Source organism: Amycolatopsis dongchuanensis (assembly GCF_039542405.1).
Lineage (GTDB): Bacteria > Actinomycetota > Actinomycetes > Mycobacteriales > Pseudonocardiaceae > Amycolatopsis_E > Amycolatopsis_E sacchari.
This window is the reverse complement of record NZ_BAABIB010000059.1, coordinates 1-26,181: the sequence shown is the minus strand read 5'-3', so window position 1 is coordinate 26,181 and position 26,181 is coordinate 1. Positions and strand designations below refer to the sequence as shown.

Annotated in this window: 26 protein-coding genes; 5 read left to right on the top strand and 21 right to left on the bottom strand. The window is 71.5% G+C overall.

All coding sequences use genetic code 11. The features are described 5' to 3' along the window. The 3 genes from ABFX51_RS13250 to ABFX51_RS13240 form a co-directional block, all read right to left on the bottom strand. Nucleotides 1–334, bottom strand: a 334-nt coding sequence (locus tag ABFX51_RS13250; protein ID WP_346053842.1) for an FAD-dependent oxidoreductase, incomplete at its 3' end; no start/stop codon positions are given. A gap of 1,181 nt (nucleotides 335–1,515) precedes the next feature. After that, nucleotides 1,516–1,845, bottom strand: coding sequence for an HlyD family secretion protein (locus tag ABFX51_RS13245; RefSeq protein WP_346053841.1), 330 nt, complete (start codon nucleotides 1,843–1,845; stop codon nucleotides 1,516–1,518). Nucleotides 1,846–1,904: 59 nt separating this feature from the next. Continuing rightward, nucleotides 1,905–2,750, bottom strand: a complete 846-nt coding sequence (locus ABFX51_RS13240; RefSeq protein ID WP_346053840.1) for a LysR family transcriptional regulator — start codon at nucleotides 2,748–2,750, stop codon at nucleotides 1,905–1,907. Between the two features lie 96 nt (nucleotides 2,751–2,846). Here ABFX51_RS13240 and ABFX51_RS13235 point away from each other — a divergent pair, with 96 nt between their 5' ends. Continuing rightward, nucleotides 2,847–3,566 carry an SDR family NAD(P)-dependent oxidoreductase gene (locus ABFX51_RS13235; RefSeq protein ID WP_346053839.1) on the top strand — a complete coding sequence of 240 codons (720 nt, stop codon included), beginning with the start codon at nucleotides 2,847–2,849 and terminating at the stop codon, nucleotides 3,564–3,566. Nucleotides 3,567–3,575: 9 nt separating this feature from the next. On the opposite strand, the gene ABFX51_RS13230 is transcribed toward ABFX51_RS13235, so the two are convergent. After that, nucleotides 3,576–4,616 (bottom strand): MFS transporter, encoded by a 1,041-nt coding sequence (locus ABFX51_RS13230; RefSeq protein WP_346053843.1) that lies wholly within the window; start codon nucleotides 4,614–4,616, stop codon nucleotides 3,576–3,578. Between ABFX51_RS13230 and ABFX51_RS13225 the strand changes: the two genes are divergently transcribed. Next, nucleotides 4,570–4,977: a hypothetical protein gene (locus ABFX51_RS13225; protein ID WP_346053838.1), complete on the top strand. Its 408-nt coding sequence runs from the start codon at nucleotides 4,570–4,572 to the stop codon at nucleotides 4,975–4,977. The genes ABFX51_RS13230 and ABFX51_RS13225 overlap by 47 nt on opposite strands. Here ABFX51_RS13225 and ABFX51_RS13220 read toward each other — a convergent pair. From ABFX51_RS13220 to ABFX51_RS13160, 13 genes are all read right to left on the bottom strand, one after another. Next, nucleotides 4,946–5,926: a LacI family DNA-binding transcriptional regulator gene (locus ABFX51_RS13220; protein ID WP_346053837.1), complete on the bottom strand. Its 981-nt coding sequence runs from the start codon at nucleotides 5,924–5,926 to the stop codon at nucleotides 4,946–4,948. The genes ABFX51_RS13225 and ABFX51_RS13220 overlap by 32 nt on opposite strands. Nucleotides 5,927–5,947: 21 nt before the next feature. After that, nucleotides 5,948–7,291: an amidohydrolase family protein gene (locus ABFX51_RS13215; RefSeq protein WP_346053836.1), complete on the bottom strand. Its 1,344-nt coding sequence runs from the start codon at nucleotides 7,289–7,291 to the stop codon at nucleotides 5,948–5,950. 10 nt (nucleotides 7,292–7,301) lie between these two features. Next, the gene (locus ABFX51_RS13210) at nucleotides 7,302–8,387 is read right to left on the bottom strand and encodes an NAD(P)/FAD-dependent oxidoreductase (RefSeq protein ID WP_346053835.1); all 1,086 of its coding nucleotides are present in this window, start codon (nucleotides 8,385–8,387) and stop codon (nucleotides 7,302–7,304) included. 287 nt (nucleotides 8,388–8,674) lie between these two features. After that, a complete protein-coding gene (locus ABFX51_RS13205; protein ID WP_346053834.1) occupies nucleotides 8,675–9,787 on the bottom strand; it encodes an NDMA-dependent alcohol dehydrogenase in 1,113 nt (370 codons plus the stop codon). A gap of 7 nt (nucleotides 9,788–9,794) precedes the next feature. Continuing rightward, on the bottom strand, nucleotides 9,795–10,625 hold the full coding sequence (locus tag ABFX51_RS13200) for a mycofactocin-coupled SDR family oxidoreductase (protein ID WP_346053833.1): 831 nt from the start codon (nucleotides 10,623–10,625) through the stop codon (nucleotides 9,795–9,797). 3 nt (nucleotides 10,626–10,628) lie between these two features. Next, on the bottom strand, nucleotides 10,629–12,020 hold the full coding sequence (locus tag ABFX51_RS13195) for an aldehyde dehydrogenase family protein (RefSeq protein ID WP_346053832.1): 1,392 nt from the start codon (nucleotides 12,018–12,020) through the stop codon (nucleotides 10,629–10,631). Further along, a complete protein-coding gene (locus ABFX51_RS13190) occupies nucleotides 12,017–12,760 on the bottom strand; it encodes an ABC transporter ATP-binding protein (protein ID WP_346053831.1) in 744 nt (247 codons plus the stop codon). The genes ABFX51_RS13195 and ABFX51_RS13190 overlap by 4 nt, the downstream gene beginning before the upstream one ends. Then, the gene (locus tag ABFX51_RS13185) at nucleotides 12,747–13,472 is read right to left on the bottom strand and encodes an ABC transporter ATP-binding protein (protein ID WP_346053830.1); all 726 of its coding nucleotides are present in this window, start codon (nucleotides 13,470–13,472) and stop codon (nucleotides 12,747–12,749) included. The genes ABFX51_RS13190 and ABFX51_RS13185 overlap by 14 nt, the downstream gene beginning before the upstream one ends. Then, on the bottom strand, nucleotides 13,456–15,363 hold the full coding sequence (locus ABFX51_RS13180; protein ID WP_346053829.1) for an ABC transporter permease: 1,908 nt from the start codon (nucleotides 15,361–15,363) through the stop codon (nucleotides 13,456–13,458). Before ABFX51_RS13180 ends, ABFX51_RS13185 begins: the two co-directional genes overlap by 17 nt. A 2-nt stretch (nucleotides 15,364–15,365) precedes the next feature. Beyond that, nucleotides 15,366–16,553, bottom strand: coding sequence for an ABC transporter substrate-binding protein (locus ABFX51_RS13175; protein WP_346053828.1), 1,188 nt, complete (start codon nucleotides 16,551–16,553; stop codon nucleotides 15,366–15,368). Between the two features lie 13 nt (nucleotides 16,554–16,566). After that, nucleotides 16,567–16,965, bottom strand: a complete 399-nt coding sequence (locus ABFX51_RS13170) for a Zn-ribbon domain-containing OB-fold protein (protein WP_346053827.1) — start codon at nucleotides 16,963–16,965, stop codon at nucleotides 16,567–16,569. 7 nt (nucleotides 16,966–16,972) lie between these two features. Beyond that, nucleotides 16,973–18,157, bottom strand: coding sequence for a thiolase C-terminal domain-containing protein (locus tag ABFX51_RS13165; RefSeq protein WP_346053826.1), 1,185 nt, complete (start codon nucleotides 18,155–18,157; stop codon nucleotides 16,973–16,975). Then, on the bottom strand, nucleotides 18,157–19,323 hold the full coding sequence (locus tag ABFX51_RS13160) for a CaiB/BaiF CoA transferase family protein (protein ID WP_346053825.1): 1,167 nt from the start codon (nucleotides 19,321–19,323) through the stop codon (nucleotides 18,157–18,159). The genes ABFX51_RS13165 and ABFX51_RS13160 overlap by 1 nt, the downstream gene beginning before the upstream one ends. A gap of 60 nt (nucleotides 19,324–19,383) precedes the next feature. Here ABFX51_RS13160 and ABFX51_RS13155 point away from each other — a divergent pair, with 60 nt between their 5' ends. Further along, entirely contained in the window at nucleotides 19,384–20,307 is a 924-nt protein-coding gene (locus tag ABFX51_RS13155; RefSeq protein ID WP_091504245.1) for a LysR family transcriptional regulator, read from the top strand. A gap of 80 nt (nucleotides 20,308–20,387) precedes the next feature. Here the strand turns inward: ABFX51_RS13155 and ABFX51_RS13150 are convergent, their stop codons facing one another. Genes ABFX51_RS13150 through ABFX51_RS13140 form a run of 3 tightly spaced genes read right to left on the bottom strand, consistent with a single transcriptional unit; the run spans nucleotide 20,388 to nucleotide 23,135 of the window. Beyond that, on the bottom strand, nucleotides 20,388–21,608 hold the full coding sequence (locus ABFX51_RS13150; protein WP_346053824.1) for an NAD(P)/FAD-dependent oxidoreductase: 1,221 nt from the start codon (nucleotides 21,606–21,608) through the stop codon (nucleotides 20,388–20,390). Continuing rightward, nucleotides 21,605–21,931 (bottom strand): 2Fe-2S iron-sulfur cluster-binding protein, encoded by a 327-nt coding sequence (locus tag ABFX51_RS13145; protein WP_091504247.1) that lies wholly within the window; start codon nucleotides 21,929–21,931, stop codon nucleotides 21,605–21,607. Before ABFX51_RS13145 ends, ABFX51_RS13150 begins: the two co-directional genes overlap by 4 nt. A 13-nt stretch (nucleotides 21,932–21,944) precedes the next feature. Beyond that, entirely contained in the window at nucleotides 21,945–23,135 is a 1,191-nt protein-coding gene (locus ABFX51_RS13140) for a cytochrome P450 (RefSeq protein ID WP_346053823.1), read from the bottom strand. Nucleotides 23,136–23,257: 122 nt separating this feature from the next. Between ABFX51_RS13140 and ABFX51_RS13135 the strand changes: the two genes are divergently transcribed. Beyond that, on the top strand, nucleotides 23,258–24,184 hold the full coding sequence (locus ABFX51_RS13135) for a LysR family transcriptional regulator (protein WP_346053822.1): 927 nt from the start codon (nucleotides 23,258–23,260) through the stop codon (nucleotides 24,182–24,184). Nucleotides 24,185–24,224: 40 nt separating this feature from the next. Beyond that, nucleotides 24,225–25,196, top strand: coding sequence for an AraC-like ligand-binding domain-containing protein (locus tag ABFX51_RS13130; protein ID WP_346053821.1), 972 nt, complete (start codon nucleotides 24,225–24,227; stop codon nucleotides 25,194–25,196). Nucleotides 25,197–25,237: 41 nt separating this feature from the next. Here ABFX51_RS13130 and ABFX51_RS13125 read toward each other — a convergent pair whose 3' ends face one another. Further along, nucleotides 25,238–26,125, bottom strand: a complete 888-nt coding sequence (locus ABFX51_RS13125) for an NAD(P)-dependent oxidoreductase (protein WP_346053820.1) — start codon at nucleotides 26,123–26,125, stop codon at nucleotides 25,238–25,240. Nucleotides 26,126–26,181 lie beyond the last annotated feature (56 nt).

Sequence of the window (26,181 nt, the reverse complement as noted above, 5' to 3'; positions counted from 1 at the left end):
GGCCTTCGCTGAAGCGCGCGGTCTGCTTGTAGCCGTCGAGATCGGTCTCGGTCGTGCCACCCCGGACTGTCCAGTTCCGCCCGCCGACGCGGTTCTTCGCTTCGAGGATCGTGCAGTTGTAGCCAGCCTTGCCGAGTTCGTACGCGGTGGCGAGGCCGGCGATCCCGGCACCGAGGATGACGACCTTCGTGTGCCCGCCACCACGGGCCGGTGCCTGGTAGTCCGCGGCGGCGATCGCGGGCGCGGTGAGTCCCAATGCTTGCATGGACTCGAACATCATCCCCGCACCACCGGCGATTCCGATCGACTTCAGCAAAGCCCGGCGCGTGATCATGTGCTCAGCATGAGGCGCGCCGATGATCAGCCACATGACGCGGAGATGTCGTACGTGTTGGTAGCGGCGGTGGCTTGTTTCCCACCGGTGTAACAAGAAACCGGACAGCCGGACCGGTTGCCACGTAAGCCTGACCCGCGATCATCGGTGCCCGGCGGAGAGCGACAGGCAGGGCTTCCTCCTCGCACCACAGCACGGGAACCGCCCCTGCGCCTCAACGTCGATGGCGGCCGGCATGCTCGCCTTGGCGGTAAGAGGTGCGCCGAATCCGGCAAGCTGAGTCTTCGCCCCCCACTCCTGGAATCGCCACTGAACATCGATTGCGCAGTGGCGCAGGTGCTCAAGTCTGGCGGGGAACAGCTCCCGCACCGGTACGGTCTCCTTGGCCGATTCCTGCACGTAGCCGCGCACGGTGAACCCGAGGGCCCGGCCTTGGGGGTGCGCAGCGCCGAGTCGCCGAAATGGAAGATGTTCGCCTCGCGGCTGGCGCGCACCACGAAACTCAACAGCTCACCGTCCCCCCGGCGCCCGTCGCGCAAGGTCGCGTGCGACCAGTGCGCTTGACCTCCAGCCGACCTGCCCGGACCCGCGCGGGACACTCTGGACTCCGTCCGGCGCGCCCGCCGTCACCTCGAACGAGCACGCGACGGGCAGTGGGGCGCATCGACGACGGGGAAACTCACCACCGACCAGGCTGCCCGCATCGCCTGCCACCTCCGCGAAGTCGGCATCTCCGTCTTCGCGGACGTGCCCGACAGCAGCAAGACGACGCCGCCGTCCGGTCCATCGTCGCCGTCGCTTCGGGTACCCAATGAAGCAGCGCGCGAAGGAGGCGTCACCACCGGCGCGGCTACAACTGCCACCTTCCGCAAAGGCCTCCCGCCGACGTAACATCGTTTCGATTCACAAACGCCCTGTTCAAGAAGTGCTGTCCCCGCGCGAGCGGGGGTGGTCCGCCCGGGAGGGTGAGGAAACCCCATGGCTTCCTGCTGTCCCCGCGCGAGCGGGGGTGGTCCCGCGCCGAGCGGGCCGGGATCATCGAGCATGAGGCGCTCCCCCGCAAGGTCGTCGGAAGCTGCGAGCGTAGTCGGCCCGTCATGGATGTAATCGGCCGTGTCTCATCTGGACAGCCCAAGTCGTGTGGTTAGTGTGCAACTCCCCCTCGGACACCGGTACTAACCCTACGGGCGGGACGGATGCAGACCATCTCCAGGCCGAGCTTCTCGTACCAGCTGTTGCAGCTTCTCCGGCTTGGCCCTGTTCAGCTCCCGGCCTACGTCGCCGAGTGAGTCGACCATCGCGTATACCTCGGCGGCTGCCAGCAGGTTCCGTCTCAGCGCCCCGTCGAGCTCGGACCGTGCGACTGTCCGCTGCGCCTGCGCGTCGTTGATCGCTTCGACCAGCGCGGCCGGATCAACTCCTGCCTCGATCGCTGACCGCAGCCGCTGCAGCTTCGCCTCCGCGGCCTCCAGACGTTGCCGAGCGGCGTCAGCGGACGAGCCCGGAACCATCGTGGCTGACTCTTGAGACCCCACAGCCAAGGTTTCTGCCGTGTTCCGGCCGTGACCTGTCAGACCTGTTCCAGCTCGGTCTTGACGGAGGTCGCGGCGCGGATGAAGGCGGCGACCTGGCGAGAGGTGGACTCCCGGTGCCAGGCGATCACGAGGGTAGCCGGCTCGGCGTCGACGACGGGACGGCTGACCGTACCGGGTGGCAGACGATCACGGATCGATTCCGGGAGCACCGCGACCATCCGCCCGAGCCGGACGAGCTGCAGCAGTTGCTCGGTGTCGCTGACGAGGGGGCCGGTCACCTCGGGGCGGGACTCCGGCCAGCGGGGCTGGATGCCGCCGCGCAGGTCGGCCATCGACACCTCGGTGCGGGCGGTCAGGGGGTGACCCTCCGGAAGCACCACGACCTGGCCTTCGACGTGGAGGTCCTCGCTGTCCAGGCCGCTCAGGTCGGTCTGCGGCCGGTGCAGCAGTGCGAGGTCGGCGCGGCCGTCGCGGACCATCGCGGCGCGTTCGCCGACGCTGAAGGCGAGATCGACCGGAACGGCGCCAGGGGTGGCAGCGTAGCGGTCCAGGATCGGCTGCAACAGGTCGGCGTCGCTGCCGGGTTTGAGCGCCAGGACCAGCCGCGGAGTGGTGGCCGCCGCCCTTCGCGCGCGGCGCACCGCGGCGGCCACGGCATCCAGCGCGACGCGTCCCTCGGCCAGGAACACCTCCCCGGCCGCCGTGAGACGGACCCCGCGACTGGTGCGGTCCAGCAGGGTGAGGCCCATCCGCTGTTCGAGCAGGCGGATCGCCCGGGACAGGGGTGGCTGGGCGATGCCCAGCCGCTGGGCGGCCCGCCCGAAGTGCAGTTCCTCGGCGACCGCGACGAAGTAGCGCAGTTCCCGGGTCTGGACGTCCATACAACGAGGGTATCGAGCGAGATCAAGCCGGTCCTGGCCCAGGGGGACGACGGGTGGTTCGCTGATCATGTGAGTGATGACGCAACCATTGCCCTGGTGACGGGGGCGAACAAGGGGATCGGGCGGGCCGTCGCGGGCCGGCTCGCGGAGCTCGGGATGACGGTGGTGGTCGGTGCCCGGGACCCGGAGAAGGGCGCCGAGGCGGTGGCCGAGATCAACGCGGCGGGTGGTACCGCGCACCCGATCGGCCTCGACGTGACCGACCAACGCGGGGTGAGCGCGGCGGCTGAGCAGATCGCCGAGCGGTTCGGCCGCCTCGACGTCCTGGTCAACAACGCCGGCATCGCCGGCGACCTCGCGGCGCAGGCGCCGGGCTCCGCCCACCTCGACGGGCTGCGGGCGGTGTTCGAGACGAACCTGTTCGGTGTCGTCACCGTGACCGAGGCGATGCTCCCGCTGCTGCGCCGTTCGGCCGCGGCGCGGATCGTGAACGTCTCCAGCGGCACCGCGTCGATGGGGTGGACGACCGATGCCACCCACTACCTGAGCCGGATGCCGGGTTCGCTGGGCTACCCGGTATCGAAGGCGGCACTGAACATGCTCACGGTGCAGTACGCGAAAGCGCTGTCACGCGAAGGGATCCTGGTGAACGCGGTCGCGCCTGGCGCGTGTGACACGGACTTCGCCAAGGGCCTGCCGTTCCAGCTGACCCGGACCGCGGCCGAGGGCGCCGCGATCGTGGTGCGGCTGGCCACCCTCGGGCGGGAGTGTCCGACGGGCGGCTTCTTCGACGACAACGGCAGACTGCCCTGGTGAGCCGGCGGTCTAGGAGGCCAGCTCGCGACGGCCGGTTTCCGGGGTCAGCGCGGTGGCGGCGAAACTGATCGCCGCCGCCACGACCACGGCTATGGCGACGCTCGTCCCGGTTCCGGTCCGGCCCACGAGCCACACCGCGAAAATCGGCGCCGTACCACCGAAGAGCGCCGACGCGATCGCGAACGCGAGCCCGCCACCGCTGACCCGGACGCGGGTCGGGAGCAGCTCCAGCATGACCGGGAGCTGGACGGCCTGGTGCAGCCCGATCGGGATGACGATCGCGAGCTGCGCCAGCAGCACGAAGCCGAACGTACCCCGGCCCATGAGCAGGAACGCCGGAACCGCCATGATCATGAACAGGACCTGTGCCGCGAACAGCACGGGGCGGCGCCCGACCCGGTCGGCGAGCCGGCCGGAAAGGGGGATGACGCACATCATGAAACACTGCGCGATCAGCGCGCTCAGGAACGTCGAACCCGTCCCGATCCGGGTATGGCTGATCAGGTACGTCGGGGCATAGGTGAGGAAAACGTAGAACGCGAAGAAGCTGCCGCACAGGAATATCCCGAGCAGCCGGAGCATCCGGCCCAGATGTTCCTTGTTCGTCAGCAGTTCGACGATCGGCGCGCGGGCGACGGCGCCCTCCTCCTCGATCTTGCGGAATTGCGGCGTCTCCGTCAGGCGGGAGCGCACGAACCAGCCGACCGCGCCCAGCGGAGCCGCGATGAGGAACGGGATCCGCCAGCCCCACGAGCCCATCAAGTCATGGGACAGCGTCGACGACAGCAAAGTCGCGACCAGGAGGGCGAGGATGCTCCCCGCGGTGGCGCCGACCTGCACCCAGCTCGCCGAGAACGCGCGCCGGCCGTGGGCGCTGTGCTCGAGCACCAGCGAGCCCGCCGCGGGTACCTCGCCGCCCGCGAACACCCCTTGGACCAGCCGGCACAGCACCACGAGAACGGGTGCGGCCGCGCCGATCGAGGAGGCCGGGGGCAGCACCCCGATGATCGCGACGGCACCCGACGCGCCGAAGACGGTGACCGCGAGGATCCTGCGCCGCCCGAGCCGGTCCGCGAAAATGGCCGAGGACGACCGCCCCGAGCGGCCGGGAAATGAAGGTCGAAAGCAGGCCGGCGAAGGTGGCCAGCAAGCTCGCGACGTCGTTCTTCGCCGGGAAGAACTGAGCCGAGAGGTAAACGGCGAAATAGCCGTAAATGGTGAAATCGTACCACTCGATCACCTGACCGGCGGCGCCACCGATGCGCACCGCGAACTGCCCTGGTTCTCTGGCGACAATTTTTTCACGCTTTTCGACGGGCATGGATCGCCCCTTTCTGGAATGCGTTCGGCGCTTTCGCCGTCGGTGGCAGGACCCGAGGTCAGCCCTTCTCGCCACACGAAGTGCGGGTGATGAGTTCAGGTTTGAAGGTCAGGCGCGCGGCCCGGTTCGGGTTCTCGACGATGAGCTCGGCGGCTCGTTGCCCCATCCGGTAGGCGGGTTGCGCGATCACCGTGATGCCCAACGCCGGGCCCCAGGCGAAATCGTCCATCGTGAGGAAGGCGAGATCGTCGGGAAAGCGGAGCCCGCGTGCGGCCAGCGCGGAATGGACCGCGACGGTGCGGCGGCCGGTGAGGCAGACGATCGCGTCCGGACGGCGGACCAGTAACGCCGCCATCGCTTCGTCCACTTCCGAGTTGGCGTCCGCCGAGGCGATGGCGTCGTCGGGGAGCGCCAGACCCGCCTCGCCGAGTCCCCGCCGCAGCCCCTCGATCCGTTCGGTGTGGGACGGCCGGGGGCCCGACGAGATCACCGCGATCGACCGGCGCCCGCACGAGACCAGGTGTTCGGCCATCATCCGGCCGGCTGCCCGGTTGTCCAGCTTGACCGAATGCAGGTGCGGCGGCGGCTGCGGCAGCGAACGCGCGATGATGACGCACGGCGTGCCCCCTTCAGCCATCCGGCGCGTCCGCTCGTCGGTGGACGCGCCGCTGGTGACGACCAGCCCGCGCACCCGCTGCTCGTCCATCGTCCGCACGTGCGCGACCTCGCGGCCGGGGTCGTGGAAGGTGCTGGCGAACATGACCAGGCTGCCGTTGGCGGAGGCGACCTCGTCGATCCCGCGCATCAGGTCGAGGTAGAACGGGCTGGTCAGATCGTCGATGACCACGCCGATGGTGCTCGAACGCCCGGCGAAGATGCTCTTGGTGAGGGCGTTCGGCGTGTAGTCGAGGCTGGTGACGGCCTCCCACACCCTGGCCGCGGTCGCCTGCCGGACGGCACCGCCGTTGAGCACCCGCGACACCGTCGCCACCGATACCCCGGCCGCCGCCGCCACGTCGCCGATGGTCGCTCGCTTCACCGTCTCGTCCTTTCCCGCCGGTCAGGCGCGTGCGCCGTCGCGGACCACGATCTCGCCGCCGATGATGACCGTCCGCACGCGCGGCAGCTCCACGGGGTCGGTCAACACGAGGTCCGCGACCGCGCCCGGGACGACACGCCCCCGTCGTGGCGCCACTCCGGGAACGGCGTCGGCGACGTGGGCGGTGGCCATCGCGATCGCGGCGGGGAGGCGCACCACACCGGCCTTGCCGGCCCGATCGATCGCGAGGAGGATCGGGTCGTGGTGCCCGCCCGCGTAGTCGGTCGAGATCGTGTCGACGAGCCCCGCCTCGAACATCGCGTACAGCAGCTCCGGTCCGTTGGTCAGCCGCCGCGCCCCGAAGGTGTCCAAAGTGGACAAGTCGATGGTCGCACCCAGTTCTTTGAGCCGTTCGGCGTGCTGGAGCGCCTCCCGCAGCTCGAAACTCGAATGGTTCGAATGCCCGGCGATGAGCGGCACACCGGTCTTGGCGATGGCCGCGACCTGCGTCATGGACGCCGCCGCGTTGTGCACCAGTACGGGGACTTCCACCCGGCGCGCGTAGTCCGCGGCCTCGGCGAGCCCGTGCAGGGCGATGTCGAAGGCGGGCAGCACGATGTCCGAGACCATCTCCCGGACCTCCTCGACGGACAACTTCCCGGTGAGGCCGGCTCCCTCCAGCGCCTCCTCGACCGCGTCCTTGTCGAACGAGGAGGCCGAGATGTGCCTGCCCAGCACGGCGACCTTGAGCGCGTCCGCCTGCCGGGCGGTGATCGTCACGCCGGTGCGCCTGGCTACCTCGGCCGGGATGTACAGGTAGCTCGCTCCCCCGCCGCCGAGGGTGTGCCCGGCGCCGATCTCACCGAGCGCGACGGCCCCCGCTTCGACGGCCTGACGCGCGGTGAACGCACGCGCCTCGCCGGTGAGGCCACCGCCGTCCGCGACCGTCGCCGCTTCCAGGCAGGCCGGGGTGTTGCAGGAGGCCAGTTTGACGGTGAGCGGGTGGTCGTCGTTGGTCCGCGCGAGCCCCTCGGCGGTGACGAACCCGTCCACGCACAGCACGGTCGTCGTCCCCTCCAGCAGATGCCGGTCGAGGTTGGCCCGCACCTGTTCGGGCGGCAAGGCCTGGTGACCGCTGGGGAACAGCGGGCCGTAGGCGGTGCCGTGGGTGTGGTTGTTGATCAGGCCGGGAATCGCGAGTTGGCCCGAGGCCTCGACGAGGGTGACCGTGCCGTAGGTTTCCGCCGGCCTGGTGGGCACGATCTCCCGGACCATGCCGTCCGTGAGCACGATGTCGACATCGTGCCGCGGTTCCGCGCCGGTGCCGTCGATGAGGTCGCAGCCGTGCAGGACTGTCGTCGCCACAAGTCCTCCTTCAGAATCGTTCGAACCGGAACGGCGCCAGCTCTTCGGAACGGTCCTCGCCCAGCACCTCCGCCGCGACGAGGGCACCCACGTGCAAGCTCAACGTCGCCCCGCTGTGGGAGACGGCGAAGTGGAAGTTCGGCAGCTGGCGCGCGCGGCCGAGCACCGGCAGGCCGTCAGCGGGGATCGGTCGTACGCCGACGCGCACGCTCTCGACGCTCGCCGCCCGGATTCCCGGGTACAGCGCGCACCCGGCCTCGACGACCTTCTCGACCGCGGCCTCGTCCACGGTCGCGCCGTCCGCCGCGTCGTCGAGTTCGTGCGTATGCAGCAGCAACCGCCCACCGCCGTCCGGCCGGAGGTGGACGCGCGGAGCGTGCACGACCCGGGCGACGGAGACCGCGACCGGCGAGGTGTAGATGAGCACCCCGCGCGTGTTGTTCATGGGCAGCTCCAGCCCGGCGAGCGCCGCGACCTGCGCCGCCGCCGGGCCGGCGCAGTTCACCACGGCGTCGGCGGGCAGCCGTCGTCCCGAGGCGAGCCGAACCGACCGCACCCGGCCGCCGGCCACGTCGATACCGGTGACCGCGTCGTGCCAGCACCGCTCGATGTCTACTGTGGACAGCAGGTGTCCGATGAGCCGAGCCGGTTCGACCCAGCCTTCGGACGGGAAATAGGCGATCCCGTCGGCGGGGAGTTCGGCGGGGTTGATGTCGGGTTCGAGGCGAAGCACCTGCGCGCGGGTGAGCCAGCGGGCTTCGTATCCGTACTCGAGAACCGAATCCACCTTGCGCCGCAGCTGTTCCCGTTCGGTTTCGTCATCGCCCCATTCCAGGTTGCCGCCCTCGTGGTACCAGTCGCTGCCGGCCACTTCCCCGGCGAGGCGCCGGTGTGCCCGCATCCCGCCGATGCTGAGCTCGTGATACGCACGCGGCTGCTTGCCGTTGGAGTTCGTCCAGGAAAAGGTCGCACCCGACGTCCCGGCCGCGGGCGCGCCCGAATCGACGACCGTGACCCGCGCACCGCGCCGCGCCAGTTCGGCGCCCACCGCGGCGCCGTAGATCCCGGCACCGATGACAACGACCTGCTCGGCCATGAGCCGATCCCTTCTCTTCAGCGGGATGTAACTAGTTACAGTAGCTAGTTACATGACTAAAGCACGCGATCTCACGGCCCGTCAAGGTTGGCCTTCCAGCACTTGCCCCGGCCGCGGGAGCCGCCGGGCGACGAGATCGCGAGCCGCGCTGGAATGTGGCGGCGTGGCGTACTACCGGCCGAAGCGAGCGGCAAACACAGGTCGACGCCCGCGAAGGAGGACCTCAAGGTCGGATCTTCACAACCCGAGCCACATTTCGCAGCCTCGCCGCCCGAGCCGGGGCGGCATCAGCCCATTCGCAGCACGCCGCGGATGTTGCGGCCCGCACGCAGGTCGCGGTAGCCCTGGTTGATCTCGTCGAGCGGGTACTCCCGGGTGATCATCCCATCGAGGTCGAGGCGGCCGTCGCGGTAGGACTCGATCAGCGCCGGGATGTCGCGCCGGGCGTTGACCGAGCCGAAGATCGCGCCGAGGATCCGCTTCTCCATCTGGATCAGGTCGTTCATGCTCAGCCTGACGTCGATCTCGTCGGCCGGGTGGATGTTCGTCACCACCACCCGGCCACGCTTGGCCGCCAGGCGCATCACGTCGGCCATCAGCCCACCGCGGCCGACGCCCATGGTCAGCACCACCACGTCGCACATCCGGCCCCACGTGACGTCCTGGATCACGTCGAACGCCTCCGCCACGCCCGCGGCGGTGTGGGTCGCGCCGAAGCCGAGCGCCTTCTCACGCTTCCACTCCACCGGGTCGATCGCGAAGATCCGCCGCGCGCCGGCGTTCCTGGCGCCCTGCACCGCGGCCGAGCCCAGCCCGCCCACGCCGACCACCGCCACATCGTCCCCGAGCTTCGCCTCCCCCGCGTACACCGCGCTCCCCCAGCCGGTCGGCACCCCGCAGCTGAGGACGCACAGCTTCTCCAGCGGCAGCGAACTGTCCACTTTGATCAGTGACATCTCGTTGACCACGGTGTGCTCGGCGAACGCGCCGAGGAAGCAGTTGATCGCCAGGTCCTCGCCGCCGAGGTGGTGGCGTGCGGTGTGGTCGGACAGCTGCCGCCCCGCGCCGATGTGCATCACCAGGTCGCACAGGTTGTGCCGGCCCACCGAGCACGACGGGCACCGCCCGCAGCTGGGCAGCGACGAGAACACCACGTGGTCCCCCGGCGCCACCGACGTCACCCCCGGCCCGGTCTCCTCGACGACGCCGGCCCCCTCGTGCCCGCCGATCATCGGCGCGGTGAACGGGACGTCCCCGGTCGCGTGGTGGTCCTCGGAGTGGCACATCCCGGCGGCGACGATCCGCACCAGCACCTCACCCGCCCGCGGCGGGTCCAGGTCGATCGTCTCCACCTTCCAGTCGGTCCTGGCCTCCCACAGCACTGCCGCTCGCGTACGCATGCTCACCTCAGCATTTCAGTGCGTTGCCGGCGTCCACCGGCAACGTCACGCCCGTGATGTACCGCGCCTGCTCCGACGCCAGCCAGACGACGGCATTGCTCACGTCGCCCGGCTCGATCCACGGCACCGGCAGCAGGTTCTTCTCCCGGAACGGCGCCTTGATGTCGTCCCGCCCCGGCTCGGCCAGGTCCGGGCGCAGCATCCGGTACAGGTTGTCGTTGTGGATCATCGGTGTGTCCACCGACGTCGGGCAGATCGCGTTGCAGCGGATGAAGTGCGGGGCGAGCTCGTAGGCGAGCGTCCGGTTCAGGCTGAGCAGCGCCGCCTTCGCCGCGGAGTAGTCGGCGAAGTGCGAACCGGAGATGAGCGCGGCCCCGGAGCTGGTGAGCACGATCGACCCGCCCGGCCCCCGCTCGAGCAGGTGCGGGATCGCCGCCTTGACGGTGTGGAAGACCCCGGTGAGGTTGACGTCCACGACGTCCCGCCACTGCCCCGGGTCGATCTCCCAGGTCAGCGCGCCCGGCGGGAAGATCCCGGCGTTGGCGCACACGATGTCCACCCCGCCGAGCTCCGCGGCCCCTTCGGCGACGGCCGCGTCCAGCGCGGCGAAGTCCCGGACGTCGGCCTGCCGCGCGACGATGCGGCGGCCCTCCTTCTCCACCAGCCGCACGGTCTCGGCGAGGTCGTCGGCGCCGGCCTGCTCGTAGGTCATCCACGGCGGCGTGGTGAGCGCGTCGACGGCGATGACGTCGGCGCCCTCCTGCGCCAGCCGCACCGCGTGCGAACGGCCCTGCCCGCGCGCGGCGCCAGTGATCAGCGCGACCTTCCCTGACAGCATGTCCTATCCCTTCACCCGGTACAGCACCTTGGACTCGGTGAACGCGACCAGCCCCGGCACGCCCGATTCGACGCCGAGCCCGCTGTGCTTCCAGCCGCCGAACGGCACCGCGGGATGCGGCAGCGCGTGGGTGTTGAGCCACGCCGTGCCGCATTCCAGCCGTTCCGCGACCGCGGCGGCCCGCTCCGGGTCGGCGCTCCACACCGACCCGTCGAGGCCGTAGTGCGTGGCGTTGGCCCGGCGGATCGCGTCCTCGACGTCGTCGTAGGCGAGCACCGGCAGCGCCGGGCCGAACTGCTCCTCGTCGACCAGCCGGACCCCGTCGTCGATGTCGCGCAGGATGGTGGGCTGGAAGAAGTAGCCCTCGCGGTCCAGCGGGCCGCCTCCGGTCACCGCGGTCGCGCCGCGGGCGAGCGCGTCCGCGACCAGTTCCGACACGCGTTCGAACTGCGGGCGAGTGGTGAGCGGGCCGAGCCGCGTCCCTTCGGCGGTTCCGTCCCCCACCACGACCGAGCGCGCCCGGTCCGCGAGAGCGTCCACCACCACGTCGTGCAGGCGGCGGGGCACGTAGACCCGTTTGATCGCGGCGCACACCTGCCCGGAGTTGAGGAACGCGCCCCAGAACAGCCGGTCGGCCAGCGCGTCCACGTCGAAGTCGTCGAGCAGGATCGCCGCGTCGTTGCCGCCGAGCTCGAGCGTCACGCGCTTGAGGTCGTCCGCCGCGGCGGCCGCGACCTTCCTGCCGGTGGCGACCGAACCGGTGAAGGAGATCTTGCGCGGCACCGGGTGCGCAATCAGGCGCGCGCCGAGCGGGTCGCTGCCGCTGACGACGTTGAGCACCCCGGGCGGCAGCACGTCCCGCAGCAGCCCGCCCAGGTGCAAAGTGGACAGTGGCGTGAACGGGGAGGGCTTGAGCACCACCGTGTTGCCGGTCAGCAGTGCCGGCCCGAGCTTGAGCCCCGCGATCGCGACCGGGAAGTTCCACGGCGTGATCGCCGCGACCACCCCGAACGGCTGGTGCACCAGTTCGACGCGCGCCTGGCCGTCGTCGGCCAGCACCTCGCGCGGCACCTCGAGGTCCGCGACGAACCGCAGGCCCGCGACGGTGCCCTGGACCTCCAGGCGGGCGTCGGCGAGCGGCTTGCCCTGCTCGGCGGTGATCAGCGCGGCCAGCTCGTCAGCCGCGTCCTCGACGCGCTTCGCCGCCGCCCGCAGCAGATCACGCCGAGCGCCCTCGTCCGACCGCCAGGCCGGGAACGCGTCCGCCGCCGCGTGCAGCGCCTCGTCGAGTTGCTCCGGCGAGCACTCGGGCGCCTGGGCGAACACCCGCCCCGTCGCGGGGTTCTCGACCCCGAACGTGCCCGCGCCTTCGACGGCGCGGCCGCCGATCGTCATCGTCTCCACAGTTGTCCTCCCAGTCCGGCGCCACTGCCGCGGATGACGCCCCGCGTGCCGAAGAACCGCGCCACCAGTTCCGGCTTGTCCAGCAGGTCCGTGCCCTCGTCGGCGATGCGCCCGCCTTCGACCACGTAACCCCGTTCGGCCGCCGCGAGTGCGACGGTCGCGTTCTGCTCCACCACCAGCACGCCGATCCCGGTGCCGGCGAGCAGCCGGATGCGCTCGAAGATCGAGTCGACGACCAGCGGGGCCAGCCCGAGCGACGGTTCGTCGAGCAGCAGGTACCGCGGCGCGGCCAGCAGGCCCCGGCCGAGCGCGACCATCTGCTGCTGCCCGCCGGAAAGCAGCCCGGCGGGGCGGGCGCGGACCTCGGTGAGCGCGGGGAACAGCTCCCACACCAGGTCCCAGTTGCTCCGATCGCGGCCGGTCCACGCGCCCAGCGCGAGGTTCTCCTCGACGCTGAGGCCGCCGAAGATCTGCCGTCCCTCGGGCACCATCACGATCCGCGGGCCCCGTACCCGTGCGGAGCAGCTCAGCTCCGTCACGTCCCGGCCGTCGGCGACGACCCGACCCCGCCGGGGCCGCAGCAGCCCGGTGAGCGTCTTGAGCAGCGTGGTCTTGCCCGCGCCGTTCGCCCCGACGAGTGCCGTGACGGTGCCCGGCTCGACGGTGACGTCGATCCCGGTGAGCACGTCGCCCGTGCCGTAACCGGCGCAGACGCCTTCAGCCTGCAACACGCTGACCTCCCAGGTACGCCTGCCGGACCGCCGCGTCGGCCTGCACCTGCTCCGGTGATCCCGTGGCGATGACCTTGCCCGCGTCGAGCACGACGATGTGCTCGCAGACCCCCATCACCAGCCGCAGGTTGTGCTCGACGAGCAGCACGGTCAGCCCGGCGTCGCGGGCCGCGACGAGCGTGTCGGCGAGCCGCTGCGTCTCGTGCTCGGACAGCCCGGCGGCGGGTTCGTCGAGCAGGATCACCTTGGGCCGGGCCAGCAGCAGCCGCGCCAGTTCGAGGATCTTCTGCGCGCCGGACGACAGGTCCGCCGCGCGGTCCCGGGCTCGAGCGCCCAGCCCGAACACGTCGAGCAGCTCGCGCGCCCGCTCGGTCGCCCCGTCCCGCTGCCGCCCGCAGTCGGCGCCGACGAGCACGTTGTCGAGCACGTCGAGGTTCGGGAAGACCCGCGCCGACTGGAACGTGCGCACGATGCCGAGGCGGGCGATCCGGTGCGGCTGCCGGGTTTCCACGGGGCGGCCGTCGAGCAGCAGTTCGCCCGCGTCGGGCCGGTCGACGCCGGTGAGCAGGTTGAGCACGGTGGTCTTGCCCGCGCCGTTCGGGCCGACGAGCCCCGTGATCCGGCCCGCGGCGGCGGCGAACGACACCCCGTCGACGGCGCGCACCCCGCCGTAGGACTTCGCGAGCCCGCGGACCTCAAGGCCGTGCGGCATGGCTGAGCACCTCCTCCGGCGCGGCGACCGGTGCGGGAGCGGGCCTGCGCAGGCGGCCGACCAGGTTGAGCACGCTGCCGAGCAGGCCGGCGGGGGCCAGGGACAGCACGAGGATGATCAGCCCGCCCTGCGCGACGGTGGCCCACGTCTGGAAGGACTGCGAGGCGGTGGCGAGGTAGGTGAACAGCGCGCCGCCGAGGATCGGGCCGAGCAGCGTGCCCGACCCGCCGACGACCGTGCTCACGATGAGCGTGAACGACAGGCTCATCCCGACCATGCTCGGTGCGAGGAACTGGAAGTACATCGCGTACAGGCCCCCGGCCAGCCCGGCGAGCACCGCCGAGTACAGCAGCGCCCAGTGCCGGTAGCGGCGGACGTCCGCGCCCAGCGCCGAGGCCGCGCCCGGGTCGAAGGCGATCGCCTTCATGACCCGCCCGGTGCGGCCGCGGACCACCAGGAGCGTGCCGAAGCCGAACACCGCGACCAGGCCCCACACCAGGTAGTAGAAGCCGGTGTCGGTGTCGAAGGTCAGACCGCCGACCGAGAACGGCGGGATGCCGTTGAGCCCGGCGGTGCCGCCGGTGACCGTCAGCTGCCCGGCCAGCGCCTGTGCCAGCAACGCGAACGCCAGGCTCACGATCGCCAGGTAGTGCGGCGAAAGCCGCCGCGTGACCAGCGAGAACACCGCCGCGACCGCGACCGCCGCCAGGACACCGGCCAGCAGCGCGGGCAGCGGGGACCAGCCGCGCAGCACCATCAGCAGCGCGCTGGTGTACCCGCCGACGGCCATGAACGCCGACTGCCCGAGGTTGAGCATCCCGAGGTAGCCCAGCAGCACGTCCATCCCGATGAGCGCGAGCGCGGTGATGCCGATGATGTTGACGTAGTAGACCGCCTCGCCCGGCACGAACAGCGGCAGCAGCGCCATCAGCAGCGTGAGCGCGGCCAGCACCGGACGGCCGAGCGCCTTCGGTGCCCGCTCCACATAGGACACCGCGACCCGCGCCACGGTGTCGGCGCGGACCCGCCGGACGACCCTCAGCAGCCCTTCGGGCCGCACCGCGAGGATCAGGATCAGCGCCACGAGCATCACCGACTGGCCGAACAGCGAGGACACGTACGCCGTCGCGAACGTCTCCACCAGCCCCAGCACCAGCCCGCCGACGATCGCGCCGAAGTACGAGCCGAAGCCGCCGAGAGAGATCGCGATGATGCCGATGACGGTGAAGTTCGTCGCGCCGCCGACGGTGACCGACAGGTACGGGGTGACGAACGCCCCGGCCAGCGCGCCCAGCGTGCCGGTCGCGGCGAAGCTCAGCAGGGACAGCCTGCCCACCCTGATGCCGACAGCCCTGGCGCCCCACGGGTTCTCCGCGAGCGCCCGCAGGCCGCGGCCGAGGTTCGTGCGCTGCAGCACGCCCAGCAGCACCAGGCACACCACGGCGGTGGCGCCGAGGATCCACAGCACCTGGGTGGGCACCGCGAGCCCGCCGACGACGACGCTCGCCTTCGCGCTGAAGGGGTCGAGCGAGTACGCGAACTGACCCCAGATCATCGTCGCCGCGCCCTGCGTGAGGATGAGCCCGCCGAGCAGCACCAGCAGCACGTTCTGCAGGGACAGCCGGTGCTGGTTCGGCGCGACGACCACCACCTGGCACACGGCGGCCAGCAGGGTCACCACGAGCACGGCGCACAGCACGGCCAGCGGAACGCCGAGGTGCCAGTCGTGCACGCCGGTGTAGGTGAGCAGCCCGCCGAGCACGATGAACACGCCCTGGAACATGTTGAGCACGCCCGAGGAGTTGAACGCGAGCGTGAACCCGAGCGCGCACAGCGCGTAGATCGCGCCGGCCGAGACACCGGCGATGAGGATGCCGAGGAAGCCGCCCATGATCAGCCCGCCAGCGCGGTCACGCCGGCGTTGGTGACCGGCTTCATGGCGAGGGTGCCGCCCTCGATGCGCACCACGCCCCAATCGTCGCCGCGGGTGCCGCGGTGGTCGGACGGGGAGAAGTTGTAGGTGCCGCCGACGCCCTGGTAGCCCTTGAGGTTCTGGATGTAGTCGCGGATCTTCTCGTTGCTCGCGTCCGGCCCGAGTGCGCGCAAGGCGTGGACCACGACGCCGAAGTCGTCCACCAGGTAGGAGGCGACGTTGTCGTTCTGGCCGTCGGCGAAGCCCTGCGCCTTGAGGAAGTGGTCCAGCACGGCCTTGTTGTCGCCGGTGACGTCGGCCGGGGCGACGAGGTAGTAGGCGGCGGGGGCGTAGACCTCGGCGGGGAAGGAGTCCGCGAACTTGGCCAGGATGGCCCGGTTCAGCTCGCCGTCGGCGAGGACCACCGGCACGTTCGCGAGGTTGGCCGCCCGCAGCGCGGAGAACACCGTCGCCACCTGGGGTCCGGTCGAGAACAGCACGATCGCGTCCGGTTGGGACTGCGCCACCTGCGCGACCTGGGTGGCCACCGAGGTCGCGCTCACGTCGAAGATCTGGTTGGTCACCAGCTGGTAGCCGTAGGTGCCCTGCCCGGCGCTGATGGCGTCGCGCGCCGCGTCCTCGCCGGGCGTGGTGTCGGTGATCAGCGCGACGCGCTTCCACTGCTTGAGGCCGAGGAACTTCTGGATGACCGTGTAGCCGGTGCTGGCGGGGGCGGCCGCGTCGAAGATGTAGCTGTTCGCCGGGGTCGGCAGCGGCGAGGCGGCGTTGAAGGTGACCGGCCCGCTGTTTTCCAGCGGGGTGTTGGCCGCCTGGCTCTCGGCGGCGAAACAGCAGCTGAAGAACGCCTTCGCGCCGCTGCGACGGACCTTCTGCGCGATCGTGACCGCGGTCTGTGCCGAGGACTGGGTGTCGTGGAACTCCAGCTTGATCGGGTGGCCGTTGATGCCGCCGAGCGCGTTCCACGCGTCGGCCAGCGCCTGGTACTGGTTCTGCGTGCTCTGGGGACCGGGGTTGTACTCGGGGCCGGAATTCGGCCCCATCGCGGCCAGCAGGACGGGTGAGCCGGCCGAACCGCCGGACGCTCCGCCACTGGCGCACGCGGTGGCCGCGAACACGGCGGCCACGGCCAGGAGAATACGCTTTCTCATGATTTCGACTCCGCTAACGCTCGACGGTGAACTGCGGAAGGGTGATCTCGTCGGTGACGTCCTCGAACGTCACGCGCACCGGTTGCCCGATGTGGACCTCGTCCGGCTCGCAGCCGCGGATGTTCGCGACCACGCGCGGGCCTTCGGCCAGCTCGACGAGCGCGACCACGTACGGGACGCGATCGGCGAGCGCGGCGTGGGTGGGGTGTTCCACCACGGTGGCGCTGTAGACGGTGCCGCGGCCGGAAACCCTGTGCCAGTCCAGGGTTGCGGAGTGGCAGTGCGGGCAGCGCGGCAGCGGCGGGTGCCACAAGCGGTCGCACGACCGGCAGTGCTGGAGCGCCAGCTCGTGCCGCCGCGCGTGCTCCCAGTAGGGCGCGGTCAGCTCACCGGGAACGGGAAGGATGGCCATTTCGCCCTCACCTGCTCAGGATCATCGCGCTGCCCGACGGGGCGCCCACGAGCGCCACCTCCGGGTCACGCAGCTGGTTCACGGCGGTTCCGCGGAGCTGCCGTACCGCCTCGGTCACGCCGTTCATCCCGTGCAGGTAGCCCTCGGACAGGTGCCCTCCGTGCGTGTTGACCGGCAGGGGCGAGTCCGGGCCGATCCCGGCCTCGGTCACGTGCTTCCACCCACTGCCCTCGGGCACGAACCCGTAGCTCTCCAGGCCCTTCACCGTCATGAACGACGTCGCGTCGTACAGCTCGGCGAAGTCGATGTCGCGAGGGCCGACACCGGCGGTGCGGTAGAGCCGTTCCGCCGCCGCGGGTGGGAAGGACTCCAGCAGGTCGTCGGTGTAGAGGCCCATCGGCTCGCGGTAGGGCGCCAGCGTCTGGGTCGCCGACAGCACGTACACCGGGTCCTCCCGCAGCGCCCGCGCCCGCCGCGCCGAGGTGAGCACGAGCGCGCAGGCGCCGTCGTTCTCCAGGCACAGGTCGAACAGCCGCAGTGGGCGGCTGATCATCCGCGCGCCGAGGTAGGTGTCCCAGTCCAGCACGCGGTCCCGCATCAGCGCCGCCGGGTTCTCGTTGGCGTAGCGGCGTTGCTGGATCGCGACGCTGCCCAGCGCCCGCGCCAGGTCCTCCTCGCGCAGGCCGTGGACGTACCGGTACCGCGCCGCCCACAGCGCGAACAGCTGCCCGGGCGAGAGCAGGCCGTAGGGCCAGGCGAACGAGCGGTTCTCGTCCTCGGGCACGAGCACGTGCTCACCGGCCGGGGCCGCGCCGCCAGGCCCCTGGTCGGCCCGCCCGAACCGGGCGCCGCCGCTCTGCTTGAGCGCCCGGTAGACCACGACGACGTTCGCCAGCCCGGTGCTCACCGCCGCGGCGGCGTGGGCGATCACCGCGCCCAGCGCCTCACCGCCGAGCGGGGACTCGGCGAAGAACGACAGCTCGCGGATCCCCAGCCCCCGCACCACCATCGGTTCGCTCACCGGCTCGAATGGGGGCGCGAACCGGCACATACCGTCCACTTCGGACGCTTCGACCCCGGCGTCGGCGAGCGCGCCCAGGATGGCCTGGAGCGCCAGCTCCCACGCCGGGTGCGGGGAGGCCTTGCTGAACTCGCTCTGCCCGATCCCGGTGATCGCGACCTCGCGGCGCATCAGCCCACCTCCTCGCCCAGCCAGTCCCGCAGCACCTCGGCCCGGTGCCGGCCCGGCTCCGGGGGCGGCGTGACGGTGACCGGCGAACCCGACATCCGCACCGGCCACGCCGGGATCGGCACCTCGCCGTACACCGGGTGCTCGACGGGCACGAAGATCCCCCGTTTGCGCAGGTCCGGGTCACGCAGCACTTCCCCGGTGGTCCGCACCGCGCCGGCGGGCACCCCCGCCTCGCCGAGGATCACCATCGCCTCGACCTTGTCCTTCGTGGACGTCCACTCGGTCACGATCGCGTCGATCTCGGCCTTGTGCTCACCGCGGCCGGCCATCGTGGCGAACCGCGGGTCGTCCTTCAGCTCCGGCCGCCCGATCGCGTCGGCGAAGCGCCGCCACTGCTTGTCGTTGCCGCAGTGGATCTGCACGTAGTCGTTGGGACCGAAGGGCGGGCACGGGTAGATGTCCGACGGCGCGGTGGTCTCCAGGAACGGCGGCCCGTTGCCGAACCGCGGCGTGTCGAGGTCGCGCTCGACCGGCCAGCCGTAGTGGATGCGCAGGAACGTCGCGACGTGGTCGGCCATCGCCAGCTCCAGGTGCTGCCCCTCCCCCGTCGCGGTCCGCTGGTAGAGGGCGGCGAGGATGCCGACCGCGGCGACCATCCCGGTCCCCGTGTCGCCGACGTCCGGTCCGGGTTTCATGGGCGGTCCGCCGGGATCGCCGGTGATGCTGGAGGCGCCGGACACGGCCTGCACGAGCGGGTCGAAGCTCGGGAAGTTCGCGTACGGCGAGTCGCTCGCGAAACCCTTGATCTGCGCGTAGACGAGGCGGGGGTTGCGTTCCCTCAGCACGTCGTAGGACAGCCCGAGGCGGTCCACGACGCCGGGGCTGAAGTTCTCGACGAACACGTCGGCGGCGTCCGCGAGGCGCAGGGCGAGGTCGTGCCCCGCCTCGGACTTCAGGTCGATCGCGATCGAGCGCTTGCTCGCGTTGTTGAGGTAGAAGGGGGTGGCGTCGTAACTGGACCGGTCGCCTGGTGGTACGACCTTCACCACGTCGGCGCCGAGGAAGGCGAGTGCCAGCGTGGCCGACGGCCCGGCGACCTGGTGGGTCAGGTCGAGGACCCGCACGCCGGCCAGCGCCGGGGCTGGGCGGTTCTCCGATGAACTCACGTGTTTTACAGTGACAGCGGCCATAACCACAGGTAAAGCACACAGTTGTGCGGAGGTACCGTGGAAAAACCGCAGAAGCCGCCGGGCTACTCGCTCCGCCAGCTGGCCTACTTCGTGGCGGTCGCCGAGGAGGGCACGGTCAGCCGGGCCTCCGAACGGCTCCGCGTCTCGCCGTCGGCGGTCTCGCTGGCGCTGACCGAACTGGAACGGGCGCTGAAGGTCCAGCTGTGCGTGCGGCGCAAGGCACACGGCGTCACGCTGACGGTCTCGGGCACGCAACTGCTCCGGCACGCGCGCACCCTGCTGCGGCAGGCGCGCGAACTGGAGCACGAACTGGCCAATGTGGACGGCCCGCTGTCCGGTGTGCTGTCCGTGGGCTGTTTCATGGGGCTGGCCCCGGTGTTCCTGCCGAGACTGCTGCAGGGCTTCGGGGACCGGCATCCCGGCGTGACGATCGACTTCGAGGAGGGTGACCAGACGGGGCTGCAGCAGCGTCTGCTCGCCGGGAAGCTGGACCTGGTCATGCTCTACGACGTCTCGCTCACCCCGGACATCCAGGTGGTCGAGCTGGCGCGGATGCGCCCGCACGTCATGCTCGCCGCGGACCACCGCCTCGCGGGGGAACCGGTGGTCGCGCTGCACGACCTCGCCGACGAACCCATGGTGCTGCTGCAGGAACCGCCGAGTCCGGACCACTCGCTGGGGCTGTGCCACGAAGCCGGGATCACCCCGGTCGTGCGCTACCGCGCCCGCAACGGCGAGACCGCGCGCGCCCTCGTCGGCCGGGGGCTGGGATACGCGATCATCATGCAGCGCCCGCCCAACGACCGGACCTACGAGGGTTTGCGCGTGGTGCACAAGGAGATCGCCGAACTGCCCGGCCGCGAGGTGCCGGTCGTGCTCGGCTGGCCCCGCCACACGCACCTCACCCGCCGGGCGGAGGCGTTCGTGCGGTACAGCCGGGAAAGCGCGGCCGCGGACTGAGCCCTTGGCACGGCGGGCCGCGAGGGCACGCGATTGCCCGGCGTCGAAGGGGAGATCGCGCTCGTGCTCGGCCCCGGGGACTACCCCACCGCCGCGCGACCCCGTGCCTCGAACTCCTTCAGGCTGAACGAAGGCGCCGCGGCGTCCGCCGGGCTGAGCGACCCTCCGGCCGCCAGCAGCCGCCGGGCGGCGAGGTGGTCGGCGGGCCGGTTCACCGACTCCACCGCGACCAGCCGCTCCTCCCGGAAGCGCAGCACCGAGAACCGTCCACTTGCGACGTCCCCGCTCACCACGGCGGTGTCCGCCGCCTGCGCGAGGCCCGCGATCTGCAGCCGCACCGGGCCCTGGTGGCTCCAGAACCACGGCAGCTCGCGGTAGGGCTCCGGCGTGCCGAGCAGGACCTTCGCCACGTGCCGCCCCTGGTCGGCGGCGTTCTGCACCGACTCCAGCCGCGCCGGAACTCCCGCGTGGTGGCAGGGAAAACGGGCACAGTCACCGATGGCGTACACGGCGGGGTCGGCCGAGCGGAGGTACTCGTCCACCACCACGCCGTCGTCCACCGCCAGGCCCGCCGCCTCCGCGAGCTCCGTCCGCGGGCGGACCCCGACGCCGACGAGCACCACGTCCGCCGGCAGCACCGCGCCGCTGGTCCCCACCACCGCACGCACCCGGCCGCCGCTGCCCTCGAGCGCGGAAACGCCCTCGCCCAGCCGCAGCTCCACCCCGGCCGACCGGTGCGCCCCGGCGAGGAAGTCCGACATCACCGGCGACACCGCGCGGGCCAGCGGGCGCTCCGCCGCCTCCAGCACGGTCACCGCCAGCCCCCGTGCGCGCGCGGCCGCCGCGAACTCCAGCCCGATGAACCCCGCACCGGCCACCACCACCGAGCGGGCATCCGCCAGCTCCGCGCGCAACGCCCTGGCGTCGGCGAGGGTGCGCAGCCCGTGCACCCCGGCGAGGTCCGCCCCGGGGAGCGTCCGGTTCACCGCGCCCGTGGCGAGCACGAGCGCCGAGTACCCGATCCGGCGGCCGTCGTCCAGTTCGACCTCCCGTCGATCGCGGTCCACGGCCAGTACCCGGGCACCGCCGGCGTACGTGATCCCTTCGAAGAAGGCCGCGCCCCGCAGGGGCAACGGGTCCGCCTCGGCCACGAGGTAGTCCTTCGACAGCGGCGGCCGCTGGTACGGCGGGTCGGGCTCCTCGCCGACGACGACCAGCTCACCGCCGTAGCCGCCGGCCCGCAGCGCGTCGGCGGCCTGCAGCCCGGCCTGTCCCCCGCCGACGACCACGATCGCCGTCATACCTGCGTCTCCGGGACGTCGACCTCGATCTCTTCGAGGCCGTCCCCCACGGTCACCTGGCAGCCCAGCCTGCTGCGCCGCTCGTCGCGCGGCGCGGCGGTGCACTCCAGCATCTCCTCCTCGTCCTCGCCGATCTCCGGCAGCCGGCCGAGGTAGGGCTCACGCACGTAGACGTGGCACGTCGCGCACATCGCCTGGCCACCGCACTCCCCCACGATCCCGCGCACGCCGTTCGTCACGGCGGCACGCATCAGGTTGGTGCCCGCGGGCACCTCCAGCACGTCCGGGTCCCCGGCGAGCTGGTGGTAGGTCACCTTCGGCATCGCAACTCCCCTTTCAGCCCCACCGCACGGGCAGGCGCAGCATCCCGCGGAACACCCAGCCACCGGCGACCGCCGGGGCGTCCGGGTCGAGCCGCAGCCCCGGCAGCTCCGCGAACAACTTCGGCAACGCCACCCCCACGACCGACGCCCGCGCGACCCACGCCCCGGCGCAGAAGTGGTTGCCACCGCCGAAAGCGAGGTGCGGCTGCCGCGGGCGGTCGACGTCGTAGGACTCGGGATCGGCGAACACCTCCGGATCGCGGTTGGCCGCCGCGACCACGACCCCCAGGCGCGCGCCCCGCGGCACGAGCACCCCGTCGAGCACGGTGTCGGCCGTGGCTTCGCGCGGGTACATGCTGATCGGCGCGACCCACCGGATCGACTCCTCGAACGCGTCGGACCACCGGCCGCCGTCGAGGACCCTGGCGAGCTGGTCCGGGTGCCGCAGCAGCGCCCACACCGTGGTGCCCAGCGCGTCCCGCGGTTCGTTGAGCCCGCCGCCGATCGTCATCTTGAGGTTCGCCCGCACCGCTTCCAGCGGGATCGGCAGCCCCGACAACCCCGACAGCAGGCTCGCGTCCGGGTGCTCCCGCAGGTAGGGCAGCATCTCGTCGATCGCCTCGTCGACCTCCCGGTAGGACCGCTCCGCCTTCGCCCACACCTCCGGGTCGTCGCCGTAGTTGCCGGTGCCGTCGATCAGGGTCTGCGACCAGCGCTGCAGGTCCTCCTGGGTGGCATTGCGGAAACCGAGGATGCGGCAGAGGTTCTCGGCCGCGTACGGGGCGGCGAAGTGCTCGATCAGGTCGGCCCCCGGCCCGAGGTCGAGGAACCGCCGCAAGCAGGTCTCCGCGTTCTCCTCGAACACCGCCTGCCAGTGCTGCTTGATCGCCTTGGGCCGCAGCACCCCGCCGTAGGACCGGCGCTCGACGTCGTGCTCGGGGTCGTCCTTGCGCAGCATGCTGTGGCCCATCGCGCGCTTCATCAGCGAGCCGGTTTCGTCGGCGGAAAACCGTTCCTGGTCCTGTTCGATCTCGTGGCACGCGGCGTAGCGGACCACGAGGTAGCGGTTCACGGCGGGCACCCAGTGCACCGGAGACTCGGGCCGGAGCCGCTGGTAGATGGGATAGGGGTCGCGGTAGAGGTCCGCGATGGTGACCCAGTCGGCCACGGGTACCGGACGCGCGCCGGTCAGCTCCACGGTCATCGTCGACTCGTCCCTCCTCGCGGGGACCGCCGCTGGCTCCCGCGTTCGCCTAGAGTGTGTTCGCGGCGGACAGCGCAGGTAAAGTTCAAAGAACTTCGCAACTTCCACTAGTGAGGTGTGCAATGGCGCACTACACCTTGCGGCAGCTCGAGTACCTCGTGACGGTCGCCGAGGTCGGCTCGATTTCCCGGGCGGCACAACGGTTGCACGTGTCCCCGACCGCCGTGGCCGCCGCGCTGACCGAGCTGGAGCGGATCTTCGGCACCCAGCTGCTGGTGCGCCGCAAGGCCCACGGCGTCAGCCTCACGCCGACCGGTTCGTTCGTCCGCGCCAGGGCGGCGGAGCTGCTGCACACCGCCGACGAGCTGGAGCTGGCCGCCCCCAGTGGCGGGCGGGAGTTGTCGGGCCCGCTCGTGCTGGGCTGCTACGTCACGATCTCCCCGACGATCGTGCCCGGTCTGCTGGAGTGGTTCGCGGTGCACCACCCGCGCGTGCGGCTGACGTTCGTCGAGGGCAGCCAGGCCGAGCTGCCCCACCTCCTGCTGGAAGGCAAGCTCGACCTCGCAGTCGTCTACGACATGGCGCTGCCGCCCGGGCTCGACTCGGTGCTGCTCACCACCACCCCGGCGTACGCGCTGCTGCCCTCGGACCACGCGCTGGCCGCACAGGACGCCGTGACGCTGGCGGAACTGGCCACGGAGCCGATGATCCTGCTCGACCTGCCGCCCGCGGCACAGCACACGTTGTCGCTGTTCGAGCGCGCCGGGCTGACCCCGCGCATCGCCCAGCGCACGTCCGACTTCGAACTCACCCGCTCGCTCGTGGCCCGCGGGTTCGGTTACGCGGTGCTGGTCCAGCGCCCCGCGGTGGACCTGTCCTACGAGGGCCTGCCGGTGGCGCCGCGAACGATCACCCCGGAGGTGCCCGGGGTGGGCATCCGGATGGCGTGGCCCCGGGAGGTCCGGCTCACCGAGCGCGCGAAGGCGATGATCGCGGCGGCCGTGGACCAGGTGCGGGACACGGGCCTTCCGGTTCCAGATCGTATATGAGATCGTGAAGGATGAGGGTCACGTCGCGAAGGAGCGGGTCGTGGACGGTGCAACGCTGCCGACGGGAAGCGGGACGAGCCAGGACGGGGTCCGGCACGCGTCCGGGTTCGACGAGTGGAAACGCATGCTCGGGCACCGGTTCGTCCCGGTGCGCCTGGTGAGTGAGCACGGCGCGGCGTTCACCGGCACGCTGCGCGAGCGCGTGCTGCGGGACGTCTCGGTCTCGGAGATCACCGCCGACTCGCACCGCGTCATCCGCGCCTCGTCGCAGATCTCGCCGGACGACCCGGCCCTGCTCAAGCTCAGCGTGCAGCTCGGCGGTGGTGGCCTCATCGTGCAGGACGGGCGCCAGGCGGTCCTGTCCCCGGGCGACGTCGCGGTGTACGACACGGCGAGGCCGTACACGCTCGCGTTCGACGACACGATCCGCTGCCTGGTGTTCGCCTTCCCCCGCAGTGCGATCGGGCTCGGCACGGGGAGCCTGCGCGAGGTGACGGCGGTGCGGATCGACGGCAGCGGCCCCTCGGGGCGGCTCGTCGTCCCGTTCCTCCGCACGCTCGCCGACACGGTGCTCGACCTGCCGCAGGCGCAGGCGCTGCGGTTCGCCCACAACGCGCTCGACCTCGTCACGACCCTGCTCACGGACGTGCTGGAGGGCCGGCCCCACCGCGGGCGCCGGGACCGGGTGCCGACGCTGGAGGACGTACTCGACTGGATCGAGGCGAACCTGTCCGACCCCGGCCTCTCGCTCGGCCGCATCGCCCAGGCCCACTACGTCTCCCCGCGGTACCTGCAGAACCTGTTCAGCCACCGGGGAGACACCGTGACCGGCTGGATCCGGAGCCGGCGGCTCGAACGCTGTCGCCGTGAACTCGCCGACCCGCTGCGGGCCGGCGAGCCCGTGGGGGCGGTGGGGCGGCGCTGGGGCTTCGGCGACCCGGCCCACTTCAGCCGTGCCTTCAAGGCACGCTACGGCGTGCCGCCCGCGCGGTACCGCGACCTGTCGGCATGACGACGGCCGCCGTCCACTTCGGACGGCGGCCGTCGCGGCGGCTACTCCGCGCGCCGCTTCCAGTGCTCGAAGGCGAGCGTGCGGTCGACGTTGCCCAGCGCCTCCAGCGCGTCGGCGAGCCTGCCGTGCACGGCGTCGCACACCGGCGCGGCCCCGAGGGCGGCGTGCGTGACCTCCTTGGCGATGCCCACGTCCTTCGTCATCAGCGGCAGCGCGAAACCGGACGCGTGTAGACCCTGCACGACGTGCGGCCCCAGCACGTGCGTGGTCACGAAGCTCTGGCCGGTCGAGGCGTTGAGGATGTCCACCATCAGCTGCGGGTCGAGCCCCTGCCGCTGCCCGGCGAGCAACGCCTCCGACGCCGCGGTGTAGGCGGCCGCGGCGACGTAGTTGTTGAGCGCCTTCATCGTGTGGCCCGTGCCCACGCCGCCGGTGCGGAAGATCCGCTCGCTCATCGCCTCGATCACCGGGACCGCGACGGCTACGGCGTCCTCGTCGTCGGCGCCGAGCATGATCGACAACGTCCCGGCCCGAGCTCGCTCCACGGCGCCGGAGACCGGCGCGTCGACGAGCCGGACGCCGTGCCCGGCCAGTTCTTCCGACAGCACCTTGGTTTCCAGCGGGTTCGACGAACTCATGTCGATCACCACCGCGCCCTCGGGCAGCGCCCCGGCGACGGACCCGCCGTCCGGCCAGTCCCCGGTCAGCGCACTGGTGACCAGCGCGCTCGTCGGCAGCATGGTGACCACGCAGTCCACCTCGGCGAAGTCGCTCACCGCGGTCGCCACGCTCGCCCCGTACTCGGCGGCGAGCCGCGCCGCGCGGGCGGGGTCGACGTCGTGCAGCAGCAACGGGAAGCCGGCCTTCGCCACGTTGCGGGACATCGGTTCACCCATCGTGCCGAGGCCGATGAACGCCACGCGGGTCATGCCGCCCTACCTTTCAGGGATGTCCGCGGTCCGCGAGGATCGGCGGATGCAGGTGG